Raw genomic sequence first — 19,430 nt, 5'->3', positions numbered from 1 at the left:
GTCACGGCTTGAATGATAAAAGGCGCCTCAGGGCGCCTTTTCTATATGTGTATCAGACGCTTTCCAACACCATAGCGATCCCCTGACCAACCCCTATACACATGGTGCACAGAGCAAGACGGCCCCCTGTTTGCTGTAATTGGTAGGTGGCGGTTGTTGCCAGTCTGGCGCCGCTCATTCCCAGCGGATGTCCAAGGGCAATTGCGCCTCCCATGGGGTTAATTCGTGGGTCATCATCAGCCAACCCCAATTGGCGGGTGCAGCTTAGCGCCTGTGCGGCAAAGGCCTCATTAAACTCGAGAATATCAAACTCATCCAAGGTCAGGTTCAGGCGTTCAAGCAGTTTAGCTGTGGCGGATACCGGCCCTATTCCCATAATACCAGGCAGTACTCCGGTGACCTGCATGCCCAGTACTCTGGCTTTGGGCGTGAGCTGATATTGTTCAACCGCAGATTTGGACGCCAGCAGCAGGGCGGCTGCACCATCATTGATGCCTGAAGCGTTCCCCGCTGTAATCGAGCCGTCTTCAAATAGCGGCTTAAGGCTTGCCAGTTTTTCCACAGAGGAGAGCCTTGGATGCTCATCTTTGTCGAACATAAAGGGACCATCTTTTCGTTTTGGAATTGCTACCGGCATCAGTTCATCATTGAAACGACCATCGGCTTGCGCCATGGCGGCTTTGCTTTGACTCCAGTGGGCAAAGGCGTCCTGAGCCTCCCGACTGATATCGAACTTTCGCGCCAGGTTCTCTGCAGTTTGTGGCATGGTCTCTGTGCCATAGAGTTTATCCAGTGCAGGATTGACAAATCTCCACCCCATTGTGGTGTCGAACATCTGCTGATTACGGTCGAAGCCGGCTTGTGCCTTGCCCATCACGTAAGGAGCCCTAGACATGCTTTCTACTCCACCTGCGATTACAAGCTCAGATTCACCACTGCGAATGGCACGGAAGGCATCTCCAACGGCGTTCAGGCCAGAGCCGCACAGACGATTAAGGGTGACACCGGGAACCTCTATGGGCATACCCGCCAACAGCAGCGCCATTCTGGCAATATTACGGTTGTCTTCACCTGCCTGGTTGGCACATCCCAGCATCACATCATCGACCTTATGCCAGTCAACGGTCGGATTTCGGTTCATCAGGGCGGTGAGAGGTTTTGCAGCCAGATCGTCGGCACGAACGCTGGCCAGACTACCGCCATAACGGCCTATAGGAGTACGTATGGCGTCACAGATATAAACTTCAGACATGGGGGTATTCCTTTCCCGGGTTATCCAGCTGGGGTTTGATCTTGATAAAGCCCTGCAGTAGCACATCGCAGAACTGATCCAGTTCATTCTGATCCATTGCAGTGGACAGGGTACCGGAGCAGGTGTTGATCATCATGATGCCGTTATCAAACATATGATCAAGCAGTAAGCCCCTTATTCTGGTTTCTTCAGCACCACTGTAGGTTTCACGATAGTTGCTGGGGAGTTCGGGTTTCAGGTGAATTCTGAACATGGAACCACCGCCGGAGACGCAGGCCGGGATATCTGCCTGTGAGATAGCCTGATTGATCTGCTCCATCAGGCTGGCATTCATGGCATTGAGCCGCTTCACTGCCTGGGTATCGTACAGCTCCATGGCGGTCTTGCCGGCAATCATGGTCACAGGGTTGGCGGAGAAGGTGCCGGAGTGGGGGAACTTCATCTGTGATGACAGGGGGTTCATCACCTGCATCACTTCCTGGCGACCGGCCAATGCGCCTACCGGAAAACCTCCTCCTATCATCTTGCCCATGGCCGTCAGGTCCGGCACTGCCGAATAGTTTTGCTGTGCGCCGCCAATATTTCCTCTGAAGGTTATTACTTCATCGAATACCAGCAGGGCAGCATGTTGATCACACCAGGTTCTCAGTCCCTGAATAAACTCATCATCTGCGGGCATAAGACCCACCCTGTGGGGGAGCAGATCAACCAATATGCAGGCTATTTCATCCTGATGTTCCGTCAGAATTTCCAAGGCGGTTGGCAGGTCATTGAAGGGGATAATCACCACATCATCCAATGCACTTTTTGGGGTACCCGAGGCAACAGGTACGCTGGCGGGGCGGCTTCTTTCCCCCCAGTTGGCGGGGGATGCGGTTTGGCTTACTTCGGCATAGTCATATAAGCCGTGATAAGCCCCTTCCACTTTGGCGATTTTGGGACGCCCTGTGTAGGCTCTGGCTGCCTTTAAACAGCTCATTACCGCTTCTGTTCCTGAGTTAACGAACCTGATTTGCTCGAAGTCCGGATTGCGTCCAAGTAGATGCTCCGCATATTCAAGCTCCGCCTCTGTTGCCAGGGTAAAGGCGGTACCAAGTGATAACTGCCGGGTGACCGCTTCGGTGATGGTCGGGTGAGCATGGCCATGGATGAGTGACGCCATATTGTTGGCAAAGTCGAGCCGGGAGATGCCATCTACATCTGTGACTCTGCAGCCAAAGCCTTTGGCTGCGTAAAGCGGGTGAGGCTTTCTAAGCACTGTGTTGCGGCTACAACCACCTGGCATAAGGTTTAATGCTCTGTCATACAGAGCGGCACTTTTACTCATTGGTTTGCCCCCTCGCATAAGCTGGACGCCGGATAAAGTTTACAGCCGGTGACTGACTGAAGTTGATCCAGGTTAAGGCCGGGAGCCATCTCCAAAACCGCAAGGCCGGTATCTGTGACCTCAAGTACCGCCAGATCTGTGTATATGCGGCTGACCACCTGTTTTCCTGTGAGGGGATAGCTGCACTGAGCCACTATTTTAGGGGTACCGTCTCTGGTGGTGTGCTGGGTAATGACATAAATAGTTTTTACTCCGGCGACCAGATCCATGGCACCACCCACTGCCGGCACAGCATCTTTGGCACCTGTAGACCAATTGGCCAGATCGCCGCCCTCGGAGACCTGCATGGCCCCAAGTACGCAGATATCTATATGATGACCCCGTATCATGGCGAAGCTGTCGGCATGATGAAAAAAGCTGGCGCCGGGATTCAGGGTGACAGGTTTCTTACCTGCGTTAATCAGTTCCGGGTCTTCCTGTCCTGGCTCTGGAGGCGGGCCCATTCCCAGCAAACCGTTTTCTGTGTGATAGAGCACTTCCCTTCCTGCAGGCACGAAACGGGCAACCATTTCAGGAATGCCAATCCCCAGGTTGACTATGCTGCCGTCGGGAATATCCAGGGCAGCCCGGGCGGCCATCTGCTCTCTGTTCCATCCTTTAAACCGAGTTGCCGTCATGGATACTGTCTCCCCTGAGCCACGAGCTGAGACTCCTGTTGTGGGTTGGCTACATGAACCACACGCTGAACAAAGAGTGCCGGTGTGATGATATGCTCCGGACTGAGCTCTCCGGCTGCGCAGGTCTGGTTGGCCTGAACTATGGTGGTGGTGGCGGCCATGGCCATGATTGGTGCGAAGTTACGGGCAGTTTTGTTGTAAACCAGATTGCCCATACGATCGGCCTGCTGGCACTTTATCAGCGCAAAATCAGCTGTCAGGCCTGGCTCCATCACATACTCCCTGCCATCGAACTCCCTGTGTTCCTTACCTTCTGCCAGAGGCGTACCTACGCTGGTGGCAGTGTAAAACGCCGGAATACCTGCACCTCCGGCGCGAATACGCTCTGCCAGGGTTCCCTGAGGCACCAGCTCAAGTTCAATTTCCCCGGCGTGATATAGCTCAGGAAACACAGTGGAGTTGGCGGTGCGGGGAAATGAGCAGATCATCTTTCTGACTCTGCGGTTTTCAATCAGGGCGGCCAACCCCACATGACCACTGCCGGTATTATTGTTGATAACGGTTAAGTCTCTGGCTCCCTGATCGATAAGGGCATGAATCAATTCGATGGGACTTCCGGCTTCTCCAAAGCCACCTATCATGACGGTGGCGCCGTCGCGAATATCCGCGACGGCCTGCGCTGCAGTTGCAACAAATTTATCTATCATTTTCTGTTCGCTTCCTCAGTGAGCAGCCATATGTTGAGCCAGGCCATCGGCCAGCTGTTGTTCGATGTCAGCCAACTCATCCTCAAAGAAGAACTTGTCTGTATCCAGCGGTGTCAGGCAGTCGATCTTATTTTCCTGCTCGTCATATTTGGCCAGGATGACTTTGTCCATCCACTCCATATTGCGGGCTTCGGTAAACTGCAAGGCAAAGCACTTCTCGCCATTGACCTCAGCTGTCCCGAGAATCGCCAGTTTGCCAGCGGAAATTGTCATGGATATATGTCTGGATGGGCGATTGATGGAGGAGAGTGAACGATAGATCTTGTTGAAGATCTTGCCCATATCGGCCAGTGGCGCTGTGTAGTAGTGATGCTCACCTGTCGGGCGGGCACAATACATGGAGTGGAAGCCAATACTGAGCATCCCCAATATGGTGGACAGATCGACCCAGCTTTGTGCTGACTTATCAATATCCACACGGCCATCTTCATGGGTGAACAAGCTGATGTGGTTCATCATTGGACTTTGACTGCGGATGTTGACGCCGTGATGCTGCAGGCGACGGATAGCTGCAATGGTACTTGGGTTAAGCAGTTCTCTGGGGGTGGAGAAGTGTGCCATCCAGGCCAGCTGCATACCGTTGTCACGCATCAGGTCGAACAGCTCCAGCATTTCACTGTATTTATCGGTCAGGATCATCTCAGGCTGGAAGGTCAGACTGCGGGTAGCAAGGCGCACATTCTTTACATGCAGCAGTGTGGGGTCTTCAATTAACGGCATCACATACTGGCGCAGACGACTCACAGGCATATAGCCTCCATCACCACCCGTTATCAGCAGGTCAGTGACTTCCGGATGGCGGCGCAGGTATTCGTGCAACTGGGCAATATCCTTTTGTAAAAACATATCTTCATCGCCCCGTACCTGAGCATGGCGGAAGCAGTAGGTACAGAAAGAGAAGCAGTTTTGGGTGGTTTTATCGAACACCAACTGGCATTGCGGATACTTGTGCTGGCTGCCATCAAGGAATTCAACTTCACCGGCATCGTTTTTAAACCAGGGCTTGTTCAGCTGTTGGTTACCATCATGGGGATTGGTTTTCTCCATATATTGCACTGCAATATCGTGGCGGGCATCCTGGCTTTGGGCTGAGGCATATTTATCTGTGTCCAGCTTGCTGATCATGCCGGGCTGGGGGAATACCAGCTGAAACACTGAGTCGGTTTGATAGTTATCCCAGTTAATGGAGTTGAGGGTATGGCGGGTCGCGAGGAAACGGTATACCTCTACAAACATCTCGCGCTCGTCCATATCACCCAGTTCAATGCCGTTTTCTTTGAGGATGGTGCACACTTCGCGGAAGCCGGACAGGCCTGTGTAGTGGGCCTTATCCCTGAACAGGAATGGGCGGGTTTCAAGCAGACCAGAGTGCTGAGGGTATGAGGCGTGCAAACGACTCAGTACGCCGGCGGGCAACAGGTTTTCATGTTTGATAATACGTCGGGTTTCATCACTGTAACCATAACGTTCGATAAGCGTTTGCACATCATCAGGTGAGACTTTCAGGTGAGGCTTGGGGGCTTGGTACTGGTTGACGGCAATACGCTGGGCTGAGGTCTGGGTGGTCATTATTCTGCGTCCTGTAATTTGAATAATCAGTCCCTGGCATCAGAGAGGATGCATCAGGAATAAGTGGGTTTTATTTGCCAGCTTCCCGTTTGAAAGAGTGCTGTACCGCTTATGACTCAGCTGCCTGAACTGGCGTAAAACTTCTTTCTTTACCTTACGATTTGTATGGTCTTTCGAGAAATATGATTTACTGATATACAGCTATAGGTCTTGCCTATGGCTTTTTTGTCACTCATATGTAAGCTGTATGGCTTGGGTGAAATTTGTACGGAGAGGTTATGGACCTAAGGGGACTGAAATACTTTCAGGCTGTCTACGAGCAGGGCAGTGTCAGTGGCGCGGCCAGGGTCTGCTTCATTTCTCAGCCATCCATATCCTCTGCTATTGCCCAGTTGGAGCAGCAACTGGGCGTTGAACTGTTCGTCCGTCATCCCAGAGGTGTGTTTCCTACTGCGGCAGCAGATAGCCTTTATCCCTATGTGAAGGAGATGACAAACGGCGAAAAGGTGATACTGGGGCTGTTCAGCAATACGCCAGCGCCCGTTCCCTTGAGGCTGGGTTTGATGCGCTCTTTGGGGGCAAAACGAATGAGCCATCTGCTGACTGCGATCACCGAACGGGTAGAGCATCTGGAGTTAACCCTGGTTGACCCAAACGAACCCTGTGATGCCAGAGTCATACTGTCGTCGGGAGCGGATAGCCACCAGGAGTTTATTCCAGTCTGGACCGACAGCTATTATCTGGCGCTGCCAGCCTCCTGGCCATTGGCGCAGAAGGAGTTGATTGAACTGCAGGAGCTGGATGGTTTGGCATTCATTAATCGCAGCCCCTGTGAGGCGCTGGACAGATTGAAGGGACGTATGACTGAGCAGGGGGTTAAGTTCCAGCCCAGGGCCAATATTCGTACCATAGAGTATGCCTGGCCTTTAGTGGCTGCCGGGGTAGGAGCGGCGCTGTTGCCTGACTGGCAGGAGATACGCGATGTCCCGGAGATCCAATTGAGGCCAATCAAGTGTGACCCTATTGTTCAAACCATCGGCCTGAGTGTTCGCAATGACCGTCGTCATAACCCCGTGATAAAGGAGGTGATAGCTGCCTGTAATGAGCAGGGGGATTTGGTTCCCGCGTCATAAAAAATTCATTGTTGATATGGAGCTGTTCCGAATTGTCACGCCAGGTCCCGCTTTCAGCTGTTTTTGCCCGGTAACAGTGTCTCAATGTTCTGTGAATGACCTCTATTGTTTCAGAACTGCATAGAAACGTTCACTTTTTCGTCATTGATGGTTTCTAGACTTGCGGCGGTTTACTTCATCAATCGCTAATCTTAGGAACCGATATGAAACCTATAACAAGGAAAAAGCTGCTGGCAGTCGCCGTTCTGACCTCACTTTCTGCCAACGTGGCGGCGGATGAACAGCAGCAAAAGGACGATTCCATTGAGCGCATTATGGTGCGTGGGAAGAGCACCTATTACTCCAACAACACCACAGATGAAAGCATGCTCAAGCAGCAGTCTGTGATGACCAGTGTGTTGGCCTCAATTGATAATTTGCCAGGAGTGCTGATCAACGAAGGGGATACCTTTGGCTCAGACGATTGGTCCACCACCATTTCGATGCGTGGTTTTCAGGTGAATCTGGACGAGCAGCAGATAGGGATTACCGTGGATGGCATTCCCAATGGCAACTCCAATTATGGTGGTGGAGCCAAGGCCAACCGCTACATAGACACAGAAAACCTGCAGATGGTTGAAGTGTCTCAGGGCACGGCGGATATCGCTTCCCGCTCCAATGAAGCGCTGGGCGGTACCCTTAATTTTATTACGCTTGATCCGACTGTCGAGCAGCAGATGACTGCCAGCGTGACTATAGGTGACTTTGATGCCCGTAAGTACTTTATGCGTTACAACACTGGCGAGATTTTCAATGACACTTATGCCTGGATAAGCGCCTCCAGTTCAAGCAACACAGACTGGGTGAATGAGTCTGCGGAAAACACCCGTACTCACTTTGCCGGTAAGTTGATCTCCTCATTCGGTGAGGATACCGATATCACAGCTTACATGGCCTACGATGATGTCCATGAGGATAACTACCAGCGGGTTACCCCTGAGCAGTTTATGGTAAACCCTGCGTGGGACCGGCTGACAGATGACTGGAGCGGCATTCCCTATATCGATCAGGTGTATCGCCGTGGTTGGTCCACCAATCGTGAAAACTTCCTTGCTTACCTGAAAGCCAATACCAGCTTTGGTGACCTCAACCTATCCGGAAATCTGTATTTCCACGATAACGAAGGCCGTGGTGACTGGTTACCTCCCTACATAGTGGATGTGAATGATGATGGTGATAACGGCAACAGTGAGCTGACCAATCAAACCTATCTGGGGGGCAGCCCTATTGGCCGTTTGTACTTTGTCGACAAAGACGGCAAGACGCTGACACCCAATCCCGGCTGCGAAAGTTCCATTACCTTCCCCTATGGTGGGGCAGGGGCTCAGTATGATCCCCGTTGTTATGGCGAAGGCGCTGTCCCTGTGGGCTCATTTCGTCACACCCATTACCAGAAGCAACGTGTGGGTGTGAATCTGGACTTTGACTGGATGGCCTATATAGGTGATATGGAAAACGTCTTGCGTGGTGGTTTGTGGTTTGAAGACTATCAGCGTGATGAGCACAGAGACTGGCATAAGGTGATCGACTCCCGCGCCGGCTATGAGTTCAACCATGTTCCCTACTGGGTGCAGTATGACCGGGAGTATCCGGTAGATACCAAGATGTTCTATCTGCAGGATGCCATTGAATTTGGCATTGTGTCTGCCCGCATCGGGGTGAAGAAGTTCCTGGTGGATCTGGAGCGTAAAGACAAGTTCAGCGGCGAATCCATCAAGGTGGATTCTGACTCTGACTGGCTGCTGTCCGGTGGCGTGGTGGTACAACTGCCGATTAATGGCCTGGAAGCCTTTGTGGGTTACGCCGAAAACTTCGCCGCTATCAAGGATGAAGTGCTGGAGCGTGACGCCTCAGCCCTGCAGAACATTGAGCCTGAGACGGCCGAAAACTTTGATATCGGTCTGCGTTATGGCGGCGACCGTTTCTCTGCGGCCATCACCTACTATGATGTTAAGTTTGAAAACCGTTTGAACTTCTTCTCCGCTGATTCACCGGACGGTATCGACTATCTGGTGGGTACCAATGGCTCCTGGGTAAACGTGGGCGGAATTGACTCAAGCGGTGTTGAAGCCTTCTTTAACTATGATATGACCGAAGAGTGGTCTCTCTATGGCTCATATACCTATAACGACTCCACCTATGTCGGCGGTAACTCAGACTATCCTGCAGGTAACCGGGTCGCAGGCTCAGCCGAAAATATGGGGGTGTTGTCCCTGAGCTGGGCAAAAGATATTTACTCAGCCGGTTGGTCATCCAAGTACGTGGGTGAGCGCTTTGTCGATGCCAAAAATCAGCTGCCAATCGACTCTTACGTTGTCAGTGATTTTTATGCCGGTGTAACAGTCGACAATGTGCCCGGAATGAAAGAGCTGCAGATCAACATGGTTATCAATAATGTCACCGATGAAAGCTATATCGGAGGCGTAGCGGGTAACTGGGGTGGTTGGATTGGTGCGCCACGTACAGCATCTATCAACTTTAAAGGCGTTTTCTAACTCCGCCCTGTGATATCGGCTCCCGGGTTCTTCCGCGCTGGTGGAACCCGGGGGCCTTTTTGCGTTTACGCTCAAACAATAGAAACTGAGTGAAATACCTGACTGACAATTATAAGGAGAGCAGGATGCGAACTCTCATCATGTTGCTGGCAGTCCTTTGCGTCTTGCCATTGAAAGCGGCGGATAATCTGGTACTGGTCACCATAGACGGTTTGAGATGGCAGGAAGTCTTTTACGGTGCTGACCAGCAGATGTTGAAAGACAAAACCCTGGTAAAACATCCCGACTTGATGGCTCCGCGTTTCGGGGCTGAGGATCACACCATTGCCCGCAGTGTACTGATGCACTTTATGTGGCAAACCATTGCCCGGGAAGGGGCGTTGATGGGGAACCGGGATAAAGGGCCGGGTATGTCGGTGGCGAATCCCTGGTTCTTCTCTTACCCCGGCTACAGTGAGATCCTTACCGGGATTGTCGACGAGAGCATCGACAGCAACGCGCCAGTACCCAATGCCAATGTGACTTTTCTGGAATGGTTGTCGGCCAGGCCTGAGTACGGCAAAAAGCTGGCGCTGTTTGGCAGTTGGGATGTGTTCCCGGCGATAGTCAATCATGAGCGCAGCGGTTTACATGTTAACGCAGGGTTTATGCCGGCCAGCGGATATCCGCTGGGGGATGACATCGCCTTACTTAATCAGCTGCAGAAGGAGATCCCATCGCCCTGGCATAATGTGCGGCTGGATGCCTTTACCCACAGGTATGCTCTGGATTACTTGAAGCAGGTGAAACCCAGAGTAATGGTGATCGCTTATGGTGAAACTGATGATTTTGCCCACGACGGTCAATATGACCAATACCTGATGGCGGCAAGACGAACCGATAACTTTATCGCTGATTTGTGGCATACGCTTCAGTCCATGCCTGAGTACAGAAACAACACCAACCTGATTATCACAACAGATCATGGTCGTGGGTCTTCCAAAGCTGACTGGCAACACCATTCATCCAGGCGTGCCCTCAGTGGCTATATGTCATCTTTGCAGCAATTCCCTGAGGGGATTGTCGGCTCAGACAAGGTCTGGCTGGCTGCCATGGGCCCGGATATCAAACCTGTAGGCGTATGGCGACCGAAAACAGAAATATACTCAACCCAGATTGTCCCAACGATATTGACGCTGCTTGGAGAGTCGGCAGAGGCGTTTAATCCCGAAGGTGCGGCTGTTATCAGTGAGGTGATCAAGCCATGAGAGCGATTCTTCCGATACTCCTGTTTTGCCTGTCCACCGCGGCGCAGTCAAAGCCACTGGAGAGTTTCAATATTCTCTTTGGTTCCTGCAGCCACCAGGATAAAGCTATGCCAATCTTTGATGCCATCAACCGGGAACAGGCAGACCTGTTTATCTTTCTTGGTGACAATATTTATGGTGACACCGAAGATATGGCGGTGTTGAAAAGCAAATATGACAAGCTGGGGCAACAGCCCGGGTTTCGCCGGTTAATCGAGTCCACAGATGTGATTGCCATTTGGGATGACCATGATTACGGCGAAAACGATGCCGGGCGAGAGTACCAACAAAAACAGGCGTCCAGGGACATTATGCTCGACTTTTGGGGGGAGCCGAATGACTCTCCCCGTCGCAGCCGTAAGGATGGAATATACACTTCCGTCTTTTTTGGGGAAGGGGAGCGTTCCATTCAGGTAATCATGCCCGATCTGAGATGGAATCGCCCGCCTCTGAACAGCCGCAGTTATGCTGGTTATTGGCTCCGTCAGTGGTTTTCCAACGAGGGTCCCTATCTACCGGTTGCTGGGGATATCAGCATGCTGGGGGAAGCACAATGGCAGTGGCTGGAGCAGGAGTTAAAGAAACCGGCGGCGGTCAGGATTATTGCTTCCAGCCTGCAACTTCTGCCGGAGTTTACCGGTTGGGAATCCTGGGCTAACTTTCCCTATGACAGAAATCGCCTGCTTAAGTTTATTCGCGAGCATAAGGTCAACGGTGTGGTGATGATAAGTGGTGACACTCATTGGGGTGAAATATCCCGGGTGGAGCAGGGGCTTGATTATCCACTTTGGGAGGTGACCAGTTCAGGTTTGACTCAGGAGTGGAAACAGGTCAGCCCCAACAAACACAGGGTTGGCGAGTATACTGCGGAAGTGAATTATGGCCAGTTGTTGATTAACTGGAATGAAGATGGGCCTCAATTGATTTTTGGACTTAAAAATGCCAATGGCGATTGGGTGATGTCGCAGCAGTTGTTACTCGAGTCGATTTCACCATATTAAGTTATGCACCGCATTGCATAACCACTCATTTCAGGCAGGGATCTTCCCTGCCATTTTTAATAGACATGAATGCTATTGACCAGCGTTGATCAGGGACCTGAAGCTTTGATTAGAAAAGCCAAAAAGTAACATCTCCCTGTTTTTACCCACCTATTACTCTGATCAGAACTTCGTAAGTCTCCAAATAAGTGGCTAAAACATCTAAACCATCCGCATCATATTTTTTCAAGATTATTCAGATAATATTCAAGTCTTTCAGATGGGGAGCATGCCATTGTGATTTCACCAACACGGGGAAGACAGATAGCGGACCTCAATCAGGATGTGATTGCATGAGGCTGCCCCCGGCTAAGAGAACAACTAAAACACAGTGAAGTGATGAGCGGCATACAGATACCGACTGAAAACTATAAGGTTAATTTTATTTGATAGCTGGCCTGCCAGGTCAGTGGACTCTAAATCGAAACACATTGTGCTGACGTAGAGTACTGCCTTTTAGAGGCAGTGGGAGGCTGAGTGGAATGATGATACTGGAGACCAAGCTGTTGCTGGCGCTGCTGCTGATGATCTCAGTTGTGGTGGTAGTTGGCTGGATTTGGTGGATGGAGCTTGAGCAGGAGTCCCTTAACCTCAAATTTCTGCTGGCTAACAGCTTAATCAACGACAGCAAAGGGCCGCAGCAAGATGACAGCTATTCAACATCCCTGAGATCATTAATCGAGGCGGGAAAGGGCGGTCAACACAAAGGAGCAAACCAATTGCATTAAGTTTCTATTGTGGTCTGAACGGTGTCCGGAAGCCACAACCGGGTTCAGGCTACATTTTTATTTCACTGCGTCGAACATGGAATCGCCGCTACATAGCACCTTTGACCCCTTGTTTACCCGCCATTCCCAGGTGCTGTGCCCCTTCATACGATTTAAGCTGGTAAACGAAATGGTCATCTCAGTGGTGACATAGCCCCCCGCATCTGGATATTCAAGACTCAGGATGACAGGTTCACTCAGATCTGCACCCAATTTCGCAGCAAATTGAGGTTGCAGCAGATAGTAGTTGCCATCCTTTTTGTTGATCATGACATCATATCTTTGCTGGGTGTCTGTACACACAGGTTTGCCTGCAGAGTTAAGCGCACTTTCCCGGGTTTGTACCTGCAAAATCACCTGCCAGACACCTGTATAATCCTGATTGTTTTGCGAAGGCTCGTCATCAAATGCCACCAGATAGATAATCATTCCGAGCAAGGTCAATAAAATAGCCGACAGAATCCACACACATCTGCGTGACAGCAAGACGGCGTCGCTGGTATCAGGAGTTAAGCGCGCTGCTGTTGCCGACTTGGGTTCAGAAGTAGAGGGGAGCTCTTCGCTCAGTTGGTTTAGGTGTACTTCCGCACCGAGGCAAAAGCCCCGTCTGTGCACTGTGGTTATCAGGTCCTTTCTGGCACCCAGAGTTCCCAGTAATTTGCGGGTATCTGATATAAGCCTGGAGAGGGAAGCTTCACTGACCACAGTCTCTGGCCACAAGATATCCATTAACTCTTGTTTGCTCACCATTTCCGGATACGCAAGCGCCAGCAATTCCAGCAATTTCAACTGGCGGGATTCTATGGCGATGGCCTTACCCTCATAAAACAGCTGATTTGTTTCTACAGAAATCACGAACCCTGCAAAGTTCAGCGCTTGATGGTGTTCAGGCATGGCGTAGTCCGTTACTTTGGTTGAGCTTGCGTCAGTCAAAAGTATGTTAATGGTTCATTTTGCTTAGGGGTTTTAGTGTTGCGCCATTACAAGCTGCAAGTCAATTCGATTTTGAATGTAAATCCTGTTCTATTGCATCTCTATGTATTCATTATTCTGCCGTTTTCTCTGCATACAAGCGTATGAATCCTGTGGTGATTCTCATTTGTATCATAATGTTGCATTCGCTTTGATGGCTTTCAATCGTCTGATATTACATTGTGCTCTTTTCTGGTTTGAACCAGCAGTAGATTCTATGAGGGATGTGAATATTCAAAGACAGATTCGCTGGCAGGGATATTCTTGTCTAGGCTTATTCATGGGTTTGGTTTCCATGGAAGGACAGAAGCATGACGGTGAAGTTACCGATGCTGGTAATGACCTCATTAATTGGCGTCAGTATTTTGATATCTGCTCACGGAAAGGACAAGAAGGTGCCGGTTGAGCAGTGTCCGGCTGTTGTTGAACATGTGAAGTTTATTCAGGGAGTCAAGTCTCCGAGCATTGCAGCCATGATGGCTGAATGCAAGGTGGCATCAGATGAAGAACGGGGTTGTCTTATGTCTGCGGGGAGTCGTCGTCAATTGGCGCAGTGTCTCAGCTAAACCGTCCCAGAAATCGGCACGACCTCTGGTTATTTCATGATGGCTTTGCCGCCTATGATTTTATAAGCAGGTGCGCCCCTTATCAGTGTTTCTCTGGCAAATTCCCGGTCACAGCCAGGGCAATGACAAGTCTTCTGAGTATAGTCCTCAACAATTCTCTCCCGGAAACACTTCACCAATGCGCCTTTGCCCCCTTTTCGATACTTAAAAAGAGGTGACTTGCACTGAGTGCACAGGATCATCACTGTTTGTACCGGTCCCTTCTTGTTTGGTTTTGCCATTTAATCTGATGTTTTTAACCCGGAATTGGCGCCTAGTCTAACAGACTCAAAATGAGCGTCTAAGCTATGAAGGTAAGCTTTTGGATTTTGATTATGTTCATGGAGGAGACATGGTTTTTAACAGCAAACAGTCAGGTTTGATATTGGGGGCCATGTTGCTCTCTGTTACCGGTTGTACTCAGCACGATCCCGTCGCCGCATCAGATTGCGATAAGGTGGTGAAGCACGCCCAAAAAGTGTTGGGGGATATGGCGCCGTCATCTCAGGAGTTGATGGCCAGCTGCAAACAGGCATCTGATTCTGAGCGTGGCTGTGTGATGGCCGCAACCAAGAAGGGACAGCTGGCCCAGTGCATGTAGCCCTGCAGTAGTTTTTCCACAGGGCGCTGAGCCAGCATGTATAGACAATTACTTGGAGGCTGGAACTTGTCTGCCAAGACGGCGACCATGCTCCAGCAAAATTCCCACGGCCAAACCTGCCGCGGCATTGATTGCCAGGCAGGTGAAGGCGGTGGCGAGAATCACAAAAATGCAGTACGGCTTGCCATCAAGCAGTCGTTTCGACCAGGCCAGTTGTAACCCCGCAGTTGCCAGCAAACTACCCAGCACAGCCATAGGGATCATCCCCAACCAGTAGCTCACATCTGAGCCCCAGAATACGGCAATGGCCAAACAGCTGCTGCCGAAAATCACCGGCGCGCGCCAGGTGCGGGCACCGAAATGTGTCTGTACCGTCATACCGCCTGCGCCATGACACATGGCAATGCCCCCAAATGGTGACAACAGCAGGTTTGCCAGGCCTGAGGTGGTGGCAAAGCGTTTTGGTGAGAACTTGGCAGCGTCCTGTGGAAAAGTTTCCTTGCCGATGACCGAGGCGGCAATCACAGCATTGGTCAGGGTCAGTGCCAGCTGCGGCAGTACCAACAAACCAGCAGCGCTCAGCCACTCATCCTTGCTGGGCCAACCGAACTGTAAGTCCATCAAAGAGCCTGCGGCATTAATAGTGCTGCCTGTTCCGGCGAAATGCTGCCAAACCATACCCAGAGCCAGTACGCCCGGCATCATCAGGTAGGCCATAGGTAACCAGCGACTGGCGAACAGCAGCGCAAATGCGGTGACTCCAAGCCACAAGGTCTCATTCATCATGCCAAAGCCCAACCACAGAAGTTGCAGACCGATAGCTAACTGAATGCCAACGCTTACCGCCTGAGACAACTGCTTGGCTAGCCAGCCGATGGCACCACTGAAGGCCAGCAGCAACAGAATGATCCCCATCATCATAGCACTGGCCTGCATCATACCCGGAGTCAATTCCATACTGATCACCAAAGCGGCAATCACCTTCATGGGTTGGGTCGCAACAGGGCGGCCGTATACCATGGCAGATAGCAGGGCAAACAGGCCAAAGCCAAGGAAGATCCCTGGCGCATTAAATTGGTTAAGCGCGATAAGCCCAAGCACCAGGGGCAGGAAGGTGCCCAAATCGGCGAAGGCACCACAGCTTTCGGCTAATAAAGGTTGTGCGGGTTTTGCAGGTGAAACGTTGGAATGCATACAGGTTGCCGGAATGATAGTTAACCCTGTAGAGCAAGTAGAGTGCCAATTTTATCCGGGTTTTTTCTGGTCAAAGGGAGTGATTAACCCCCCAACTGACTCAGACGCAGGACAGATTGACCCAAAGCTCAAGCTTTACTCACTGAACTGACCTGCATGGTCCCAATTTAAGCCAACTGGAAATTGGCAACATCTCCCCTTGTCCCCCATGTATCCGGACCTCAAACCCACCCGCCTGAACAAGTTAATAAAAACCTGATCAAAAACTTGTACAAAATTGTGATCCTTGTACAAGCTTAGTGCGTAATGGAATACAAATAGTGCAGGAGGCAAAGATGAGTCAGACCGAAACCAATAAGATAACAATAGGTGTAAGCGCATGTTTGCTTGGACAAAATGTCCGGTTTGATGGTGGTCATAAAAGAGCACCTTACTGTACCGACGAACTGGTTAACTTTTTCGAATTTGAGCCAGTATGTCCAGAGATGGCCATTGGTATGGGGGCGCCGCGCAAGAGCATTCGCCAAGTTAAAGATGGCGATGTGATACTGCTGCAAAGCGGTGACGGAAAGCTGGATGTCACCGCCGAGATGAAGGCGTTTTGCGATATGAAGGTCGAGCATCTGGGGCATCTGGGGGGCTACCTCTTGTGCGCCAAGTCGCCAACCTGTGGTATGGAGCGGGTGCTTGAGTATAAGCCCGGTACCAATAATGCCACCAAGTCAGGGACAGGGGTATTTGCCAAAGCCCTGATGGACAGATACCCAGAGTTGCCGGTGGAGGAAACCGGACGTCTTCACGATATGGTTCTCAGGGAAAACTTTTTTACCCGGGTATATGCCTACAACGACTGGCAACAGCTCAAGGCCGACGGCCTGACCAAGCACAAATTAGTGCAGTTTCACTCCAGATATAAGTACCTGCTGATGGCTCATAACCAAAAGCTCTATCGGGAGCTTGGGCCTATGGTTGCCAATCTTGGTGACGACTTCGCCAGGCAGGCAGATGATTACTTCAGAATGTTTATGCAAACATTGAAGCATCATGCTTCTCGTCGCAATCACACCAGTACCCTGCAACATATTCAAGGCTACTTTAAACGGGCATTGAGTAAGCAGCAGAAGGCTGAATTGACTGATGCCATTCTTGAGTATCGGGAAGGGCTGCAACCACTTTTGGTGCCTATCACCCTGATCAATCACTACCTGAGAGAGTATCCCAACGAATATATAAAGGATCAGGTTTATCTGAAGCCACATCCACAGGAGCTGAAACTGCGTTATGGATACTGAAGCACGTCTTTCCATAGGTGATGTCGCCGAGCGAACCGGGGTGAATCCTGTCACCCTCAGGGCCTGGCAGCGTCGCTTTGGTCTGATTAATCCAGCCCGTACCCCCAAAGGCCACAGGCTCTACAGCGAGCAGGATATCACCCGCATTGAAGATATTCTGGGGTGGCTGGCCAAAGGCGTTGCGATAAGCCGGGTAAAGCCTCTGCTGGAGCAGAGTATTCCGGCAGCCGGTAATGAAGGGGTGGAAAGTTGCAGCACTCTGGATGAGTGGCACAAGCACAGAGAAGTACTGCTGCAGGCCGTGATTGAGTTGAATGCCGGTCGGCTTCAGTCCGCTTTGGATGAAGCGTCAGCCTTGTATCCATTTCCTGTGTTTTTCCGGCATCTGCTCAAGCCCTGGATTGACGCGGTGGAGCTGAGGCTTAATCAGGTCGTTACAGGTGATGACGCTGACACTATTTCGCGGGAAGATGCTGAACTTATCGCGTCCTGGCTGCAGGCGCAGCTGGGACGAAGATTACACGCGCTGGCATTCGGCCAGAAAGGGCCGTTCAAAGGCCACTGTATCCTTATTGATATAGAGCACTCAGGTTGGCAAAGCCTGCTTGCGGGATTCGAACTGACTGCCGAGAACATGCATTGGCAACAGCTATCAGCTTCAGCATTACTCCAGCTGCCACTGGGAGCAGACAGATTAACCATTCATGGTCTGGTGCTGGCCGTGCCGGCAGATTTGCCCGGTTCTTACCTGGATGAGTTGGCATCCCTGCAACAAACGCTGGGGGTTCCGGTGGCACTCTATGGTCAATATGCCTCTGTTTATCATGGCTTCACCTCGCTGACGATTATTAACCCTGGCCAGCTAGCCAATTTACCCCGCTTAATCGAGGAGCGCTTATGACCTCTGTCAGTGCCAATAATGATTTAAGACAAAATGCACTGGTGTGGTTTCGTCAGGACCTGAGGGTTGCAGACCATGGGCCGCTTTACTCTGCCTGTCAGTTTGTCAAAGCTCAGGCTGAAAATGCCGGGATGCCGTCAGAGCGACCAGCAAAGGTTTATGGCGTGTTTACCTCTACCCCATCCCAGTGGGTGAGTCATGATATCGCGCCAATCCAGTTGGATTTTATTGAGCGTCACTTGAATATGTTGGCGACTTCGCTGGCGGCACTGGGCATAGAGTTTAAGGTGTTGCACCTGGACCGGTTTGAGGATGTGCCTTCTGCCCTGCGTCAACTTTGCCAGCAGTTGGATATCGCCTGTGTATTTGCTCACGCAGAGCCGGAAGTTAATGAGCACCAAAGAGATCAAAAGGTGGGCAGGATGCTTGCCGAACAGGGCATAGGTTTTGAGTTGTTTGAGGGACACACTCTACTGCCACCCGGTACTGTGCTCAATCAGTCCGGCAAGATGTTCCGGGTCTTTACCCCTTTCTCCCGTGCGTGGCGGAGCCAATTGATGAACAGGCCTGCTGTGCCGTTAGCCGTGCCAGAGCCTGTTGGCCCCAGACTCGATGTCACTGAGCCGATCTCCCTGGATTGTAAAAAGCGCAGCAGTCAGTTGTGGCGAGCCGGAGAAGGGGAGGCCAAAAGACTGCTGGAAGAGTTTGTACACCACAATTTGGCGGAATATAGAGCATTCCGGGATATTCCATCTGTGGACGGAACCTCCTGCCTGTCTCCCTATTTGGCCATAGGTGTACTCAGCCCGACTCAGTGTCTGGCGACGGCCATGGCCAGGTTCCCCGGTGCTCTGATAGATGATTCAGGTGAGCACGCAGGTGCTTTTACCTGGGTAACAGAGCTATGTTGGCGCGACTTCTATCGACACCTGCTGGTGGCCTTTCCCAACTTGAGTAAAACCCGTAACTTCAACGAGTTGGCTGATGGTATCCGCTGGCGTAACAATGCTGAAGAGTTCGCACTCTGGTGTCAGGGGAAAACCGGTTATCCCATAGTTGATGCCGCCATGATCCAGTTGAATCAAACGGGCTGGATGCACAATCGTCTACGCATGATAGTCGCCAGCTTCCTGACCAAACACCTGTTGATCGACTGGCGCTGGGGGGAAAGATACTTCCGTCAGCAACTGATAGATGGCGACCTGGCGGCCAATAATGGCGGCTGGCAATGGTCAGCGGGAACCGGCTGTGACGCCCAACCTTACTTCCGTATTTTTAACCCCTTGAGTCAGAGTGAGAAGTTTGATCCTGAGGGAAAATTTATCCGTAAATTCCTGCCGCAATTAGCGTCTGTATCCAGCCGAAAATTGCACACTGCCGACATCGTGGGCGCAGACCTGTTTGCCAGTGAGCTGGACTATCCAGCCCCGATTGTCGACCACAAAGCAGCGAGACTCCGGGCGTTGGATGCTCTGTCTGCAATGAAACGCGCACCCCAAAAGGGCATATAGAG

At 51.3% G+C, this 19,430-nt stretch carries 18 protein-coding genes; 10 read left to right on the top strand and 8 right to left on the bottom strand.

The features are described from left to right. Positions 1-52 precede the first annotated feature (52 nt). From pcaF to L2725_RS07010, 5 genes are read right to left on the bottom strand one after another with little or no spacing between them, the layout of a single operon-like run. Positions 53-1,252, bottom strand: a complete 1,200-nt coding sequence (gene pcaF / locus L2725_RS07030) for a 3-oxoadipyl-CoA thiolase (protein WP_249248290.1) — start codon at positions 1,250-1,252, stop codon at positions 53-55. Then, entirely contained in the window at positions 1,245-2,579 is a 1,335-nt protein-coding gene (locus L2725_RS07025) for an aspartate aminotransferase family protein (protein ID WP_249248289.1), read from the bottom strand. Before L2725_RS07025 ends, pcaF begins: the two co-directional genes overlap by 8 nt. Beyond that, a complete protein-coding gene (locus L2725_RS07020) occupies positions 2,576-3,256 on the bottom strand; it encodes a 3-oxoacid CoA-transferase subunit B (RefSeq protein ID WP_249248288.1) in 681 nt (226 codons plus the stop codon). The genes L2725_RS07025 and L2725_RS07020 overlap by 4 nt, the downstream gene beginning before the upstream one ends. After that, positions 3,253-3,963 carry a 3-oxoacid CoA-transferase subunit A gene (locus tag L2725_RS07015; RefSeq protein WP_249248287.1) on the bottom strand — a complete coding sequence of 237 codons (711 nt, stop codon included), beginning with the start codon at positions 3,961-3,963 and terminating at the stop codon, positions 3,253-3,255. Before L2725_RS07015 ends, L2725_RS07020 begins: the two co-directional genes overlap by 4 nt. 15 nt (positions 3,964-3,978) lie before the next feature. After that, positions 3,979-5,592: a hypothetical protein gene (locus tag L2725_RS07010; protein WP_249248286.1), complete on the bottom strand. Its 1,614-nt coding sequence runs from the start codon at positions 5,590-5,592 to the stop codon at positions 3,979-3,981. Positions 5,593-5,870: 278 nt separating this feature from the next. On the opposite strand from L2725_RS07010, the gene L2725_RS07005 reads away from it, so the two are divergent. The 5 genes from L2725_RS07005 to L2725_RS06985 all read left to right on the top strand — a co-directional run bounded on the left by L2725_RS07005 (position 5,871) and on the right by L2725_RS06985 (position 12,313). Continuing rightward, the gene (locus L2725_RS07005; protein WP_249248285.1) at positions 5,871-6,725 is read left to right on the top strand and encodes a LysR family transcriptional regulator; all 855 of its coding nucleotides are present in this window, start codon (positions 5,871-5,873) and stop codon (positions 6,723-6,725) included. Between the two features lie 203 nt (positions 6,726-6,928). Continuing rightward, complete coding sequence (locus tag L2725_RS07000; RefSeq protein WP_249248284.1) at positions 6,929-9,259, top strand: TonB-dependent receptor domain-containing protein; 2,331 nt, start codon at positions 6,929-6,931, stop codon at positions 9,257-9,259. A 125-nt stretch (positions 9,260-9,384) separates the two neighbouring features. Beyond that, a complete protein-coding gene (locus L2725_RS06995; protein WP_249248282.1) occupies positions 9,385-10,506 on the top strand; it encodes an alkaline phosphatase family protein in 1,122 nt (373 codons plus the stop codon). Next, a complete protein-coding gene (locus L2725_RS06990; protein WP_249248281.1) occupies positions 10,503-11,546 on the top strand; it encodes an alkaline phosphatase D family protein in 1,044 nt (347 codons plus the stop codon). The genes L2725_RS06995 and L2725_RS06990 overlap by 4 nt, the downstream gene beginning before the upstream one ends. Before the next feature lie 521 nt (positions 11,547-12,067). Next, positions 12,068-12,313, top strand: a complete 246-nt coding sequence (locus tag L2725_RS06985; protein WP_249248280.1) for a hypothetical protein — start codon at positions 12,068-12,070, stop codon at positions 12,311-12,313. 57 nt (positions 12,314-12,370) lie between these two features. Here the strand turns inward: L2725_RS06985 and L2725_RS06980 are convergent, their stop codons facing one another. Then, a complete protein-coding gene (locus tag L2725_RS06980; RefSeq protein ID WP_249248279.1) occupies positions 12,371-13,246 on the bottom strand; it encodes a winged helix-turn-helix domain-containing protein in 876 nt (291 codons plus the stop codon). Positions 13,247-13,635: 389 nt separating this feature from the next. On the opposite strand from L2725_RS06980, the gene L2725_RS06975 reads away from it, so the two are divergent. Continuing rightward, positions 13,636-13,890 carry a hypothetical protein gene (locus tag L2725_RS06975; protein ID WP_249248278.1) on the top strand — a complete coding sequence of 85 codons (255 nt, stop codon included), beginning with the start codon at positions 13,636-13,638 and terminating at the stop codon, positions 13,888-13,890. A gap of 29 nt (positions 13,891-13,919) precedes the next feature. Here L2725_RS06975 and L2725_RS06970 read toward each other — a convergent pair whose 3' ends face one another. After that, positions 13,920-14,171 (bottom strand): hypothetical protein, encoded by a 252-nt coding sequence (locus tag L2725_RS06970; RefSeq protein ID WP_249248277.1) that lies wholly within the window; start codon positions 14,169-14,171, stop codon positions 13,920-13,922. Between the two features lie 110 nt (positions 14,172-14,281). Between L2725_RS06970 and L2725_RS06965 the strand changes: the two genes are divergently transcribed. Then, positions 14,282-14,530 (top strand): hypothetical protein, encoded by a 249-nt coding sequence (locus tag L2725_RS06965; RefSeq protein ID WP_249248276.1) that lies wholly within the window; start codon positions 14,282-14,284, stop codon positions 14,528-14,530. A 48-nt stretch (positions 14,531-14,578) separates the two neighbouring features. Here L2725_RS06965 and L2725_RS06960 read toward each other — a convergent pair whose 3' ends face one another. Next, positions 14,579-15,724 carry a putative sulfate/molybdate transporter gene (locus L2725_RS06960; RefSeq protein WP_249248275.1) on the bottom strand — a complete coding sequence of 382 codons (1,146 nt, stop codon included), beginning with the start codon at positions 15,722-15,724 and terminating at the stop codon, positions 14,579-14,581. A 335-nt stretch (positions 15,725-16,059) separates the two neighbouring features. Here L2725_RS06960 and L2725_RS06955 point away from each other — a divergent pair, with 335 nt between their 5' ends. From L2725_RS06955 to phrB, 3 genes are read left to right on the top strand one after another with little or no spacing between them, the layout of a single operon-like run. Next, on the top strand, positions 16,060-17,016 hold the full coding sequence (locus L2725_RS06955; protein WP_249248274.1) for a YbgA family protein: 957 nt from the start codon (positions 16,060-16,062) through the stop codon (positions 17,014-17,016). Beyond that, positions 17,006-17,917, top strand: a complete 912-nt coding sequence (locus tag L2725_RS23205) for a MerR family transcriptional regulator (protein WP_283164222.1) — start codon at positions 17,006-17,008, stop codon at positions 17,915-17,917. Before L2725_RS06955 ends, L2725_RS23205 begins: the two co-directional genes overlap by 11 nt. Next, entirely contained in the window at positions 17,914-19,428 is a 1,515-nt protein-coding gene (gene phrB / locus L2725_RS06945; RefSeq protein ID WP_249248273.1) for a deoxyribodipyrimidine photo-lyase, read from the top strand. The genes L2725_RS23205 and phrB overlap by 4 nt, the downstream gene beginning before the upstream one ends. Positions 19,429-19,430: the final 2 nt, after the last annotated feature.

It is taken from the genome of Shewanella corallii (assembly GCF_023349125.1).
Lineage (GTDB): Bacteria > Pseudomonadota > Gammaproteobacteria > Enterobacterales > Shewanellaceae > Shewanella > Shewanella corallii.
The sequence above is the reverse complement of the archived record's forward strand: the minus strand, read 5'-3'. Positions and strand labels throughout refer to the sequence as shown.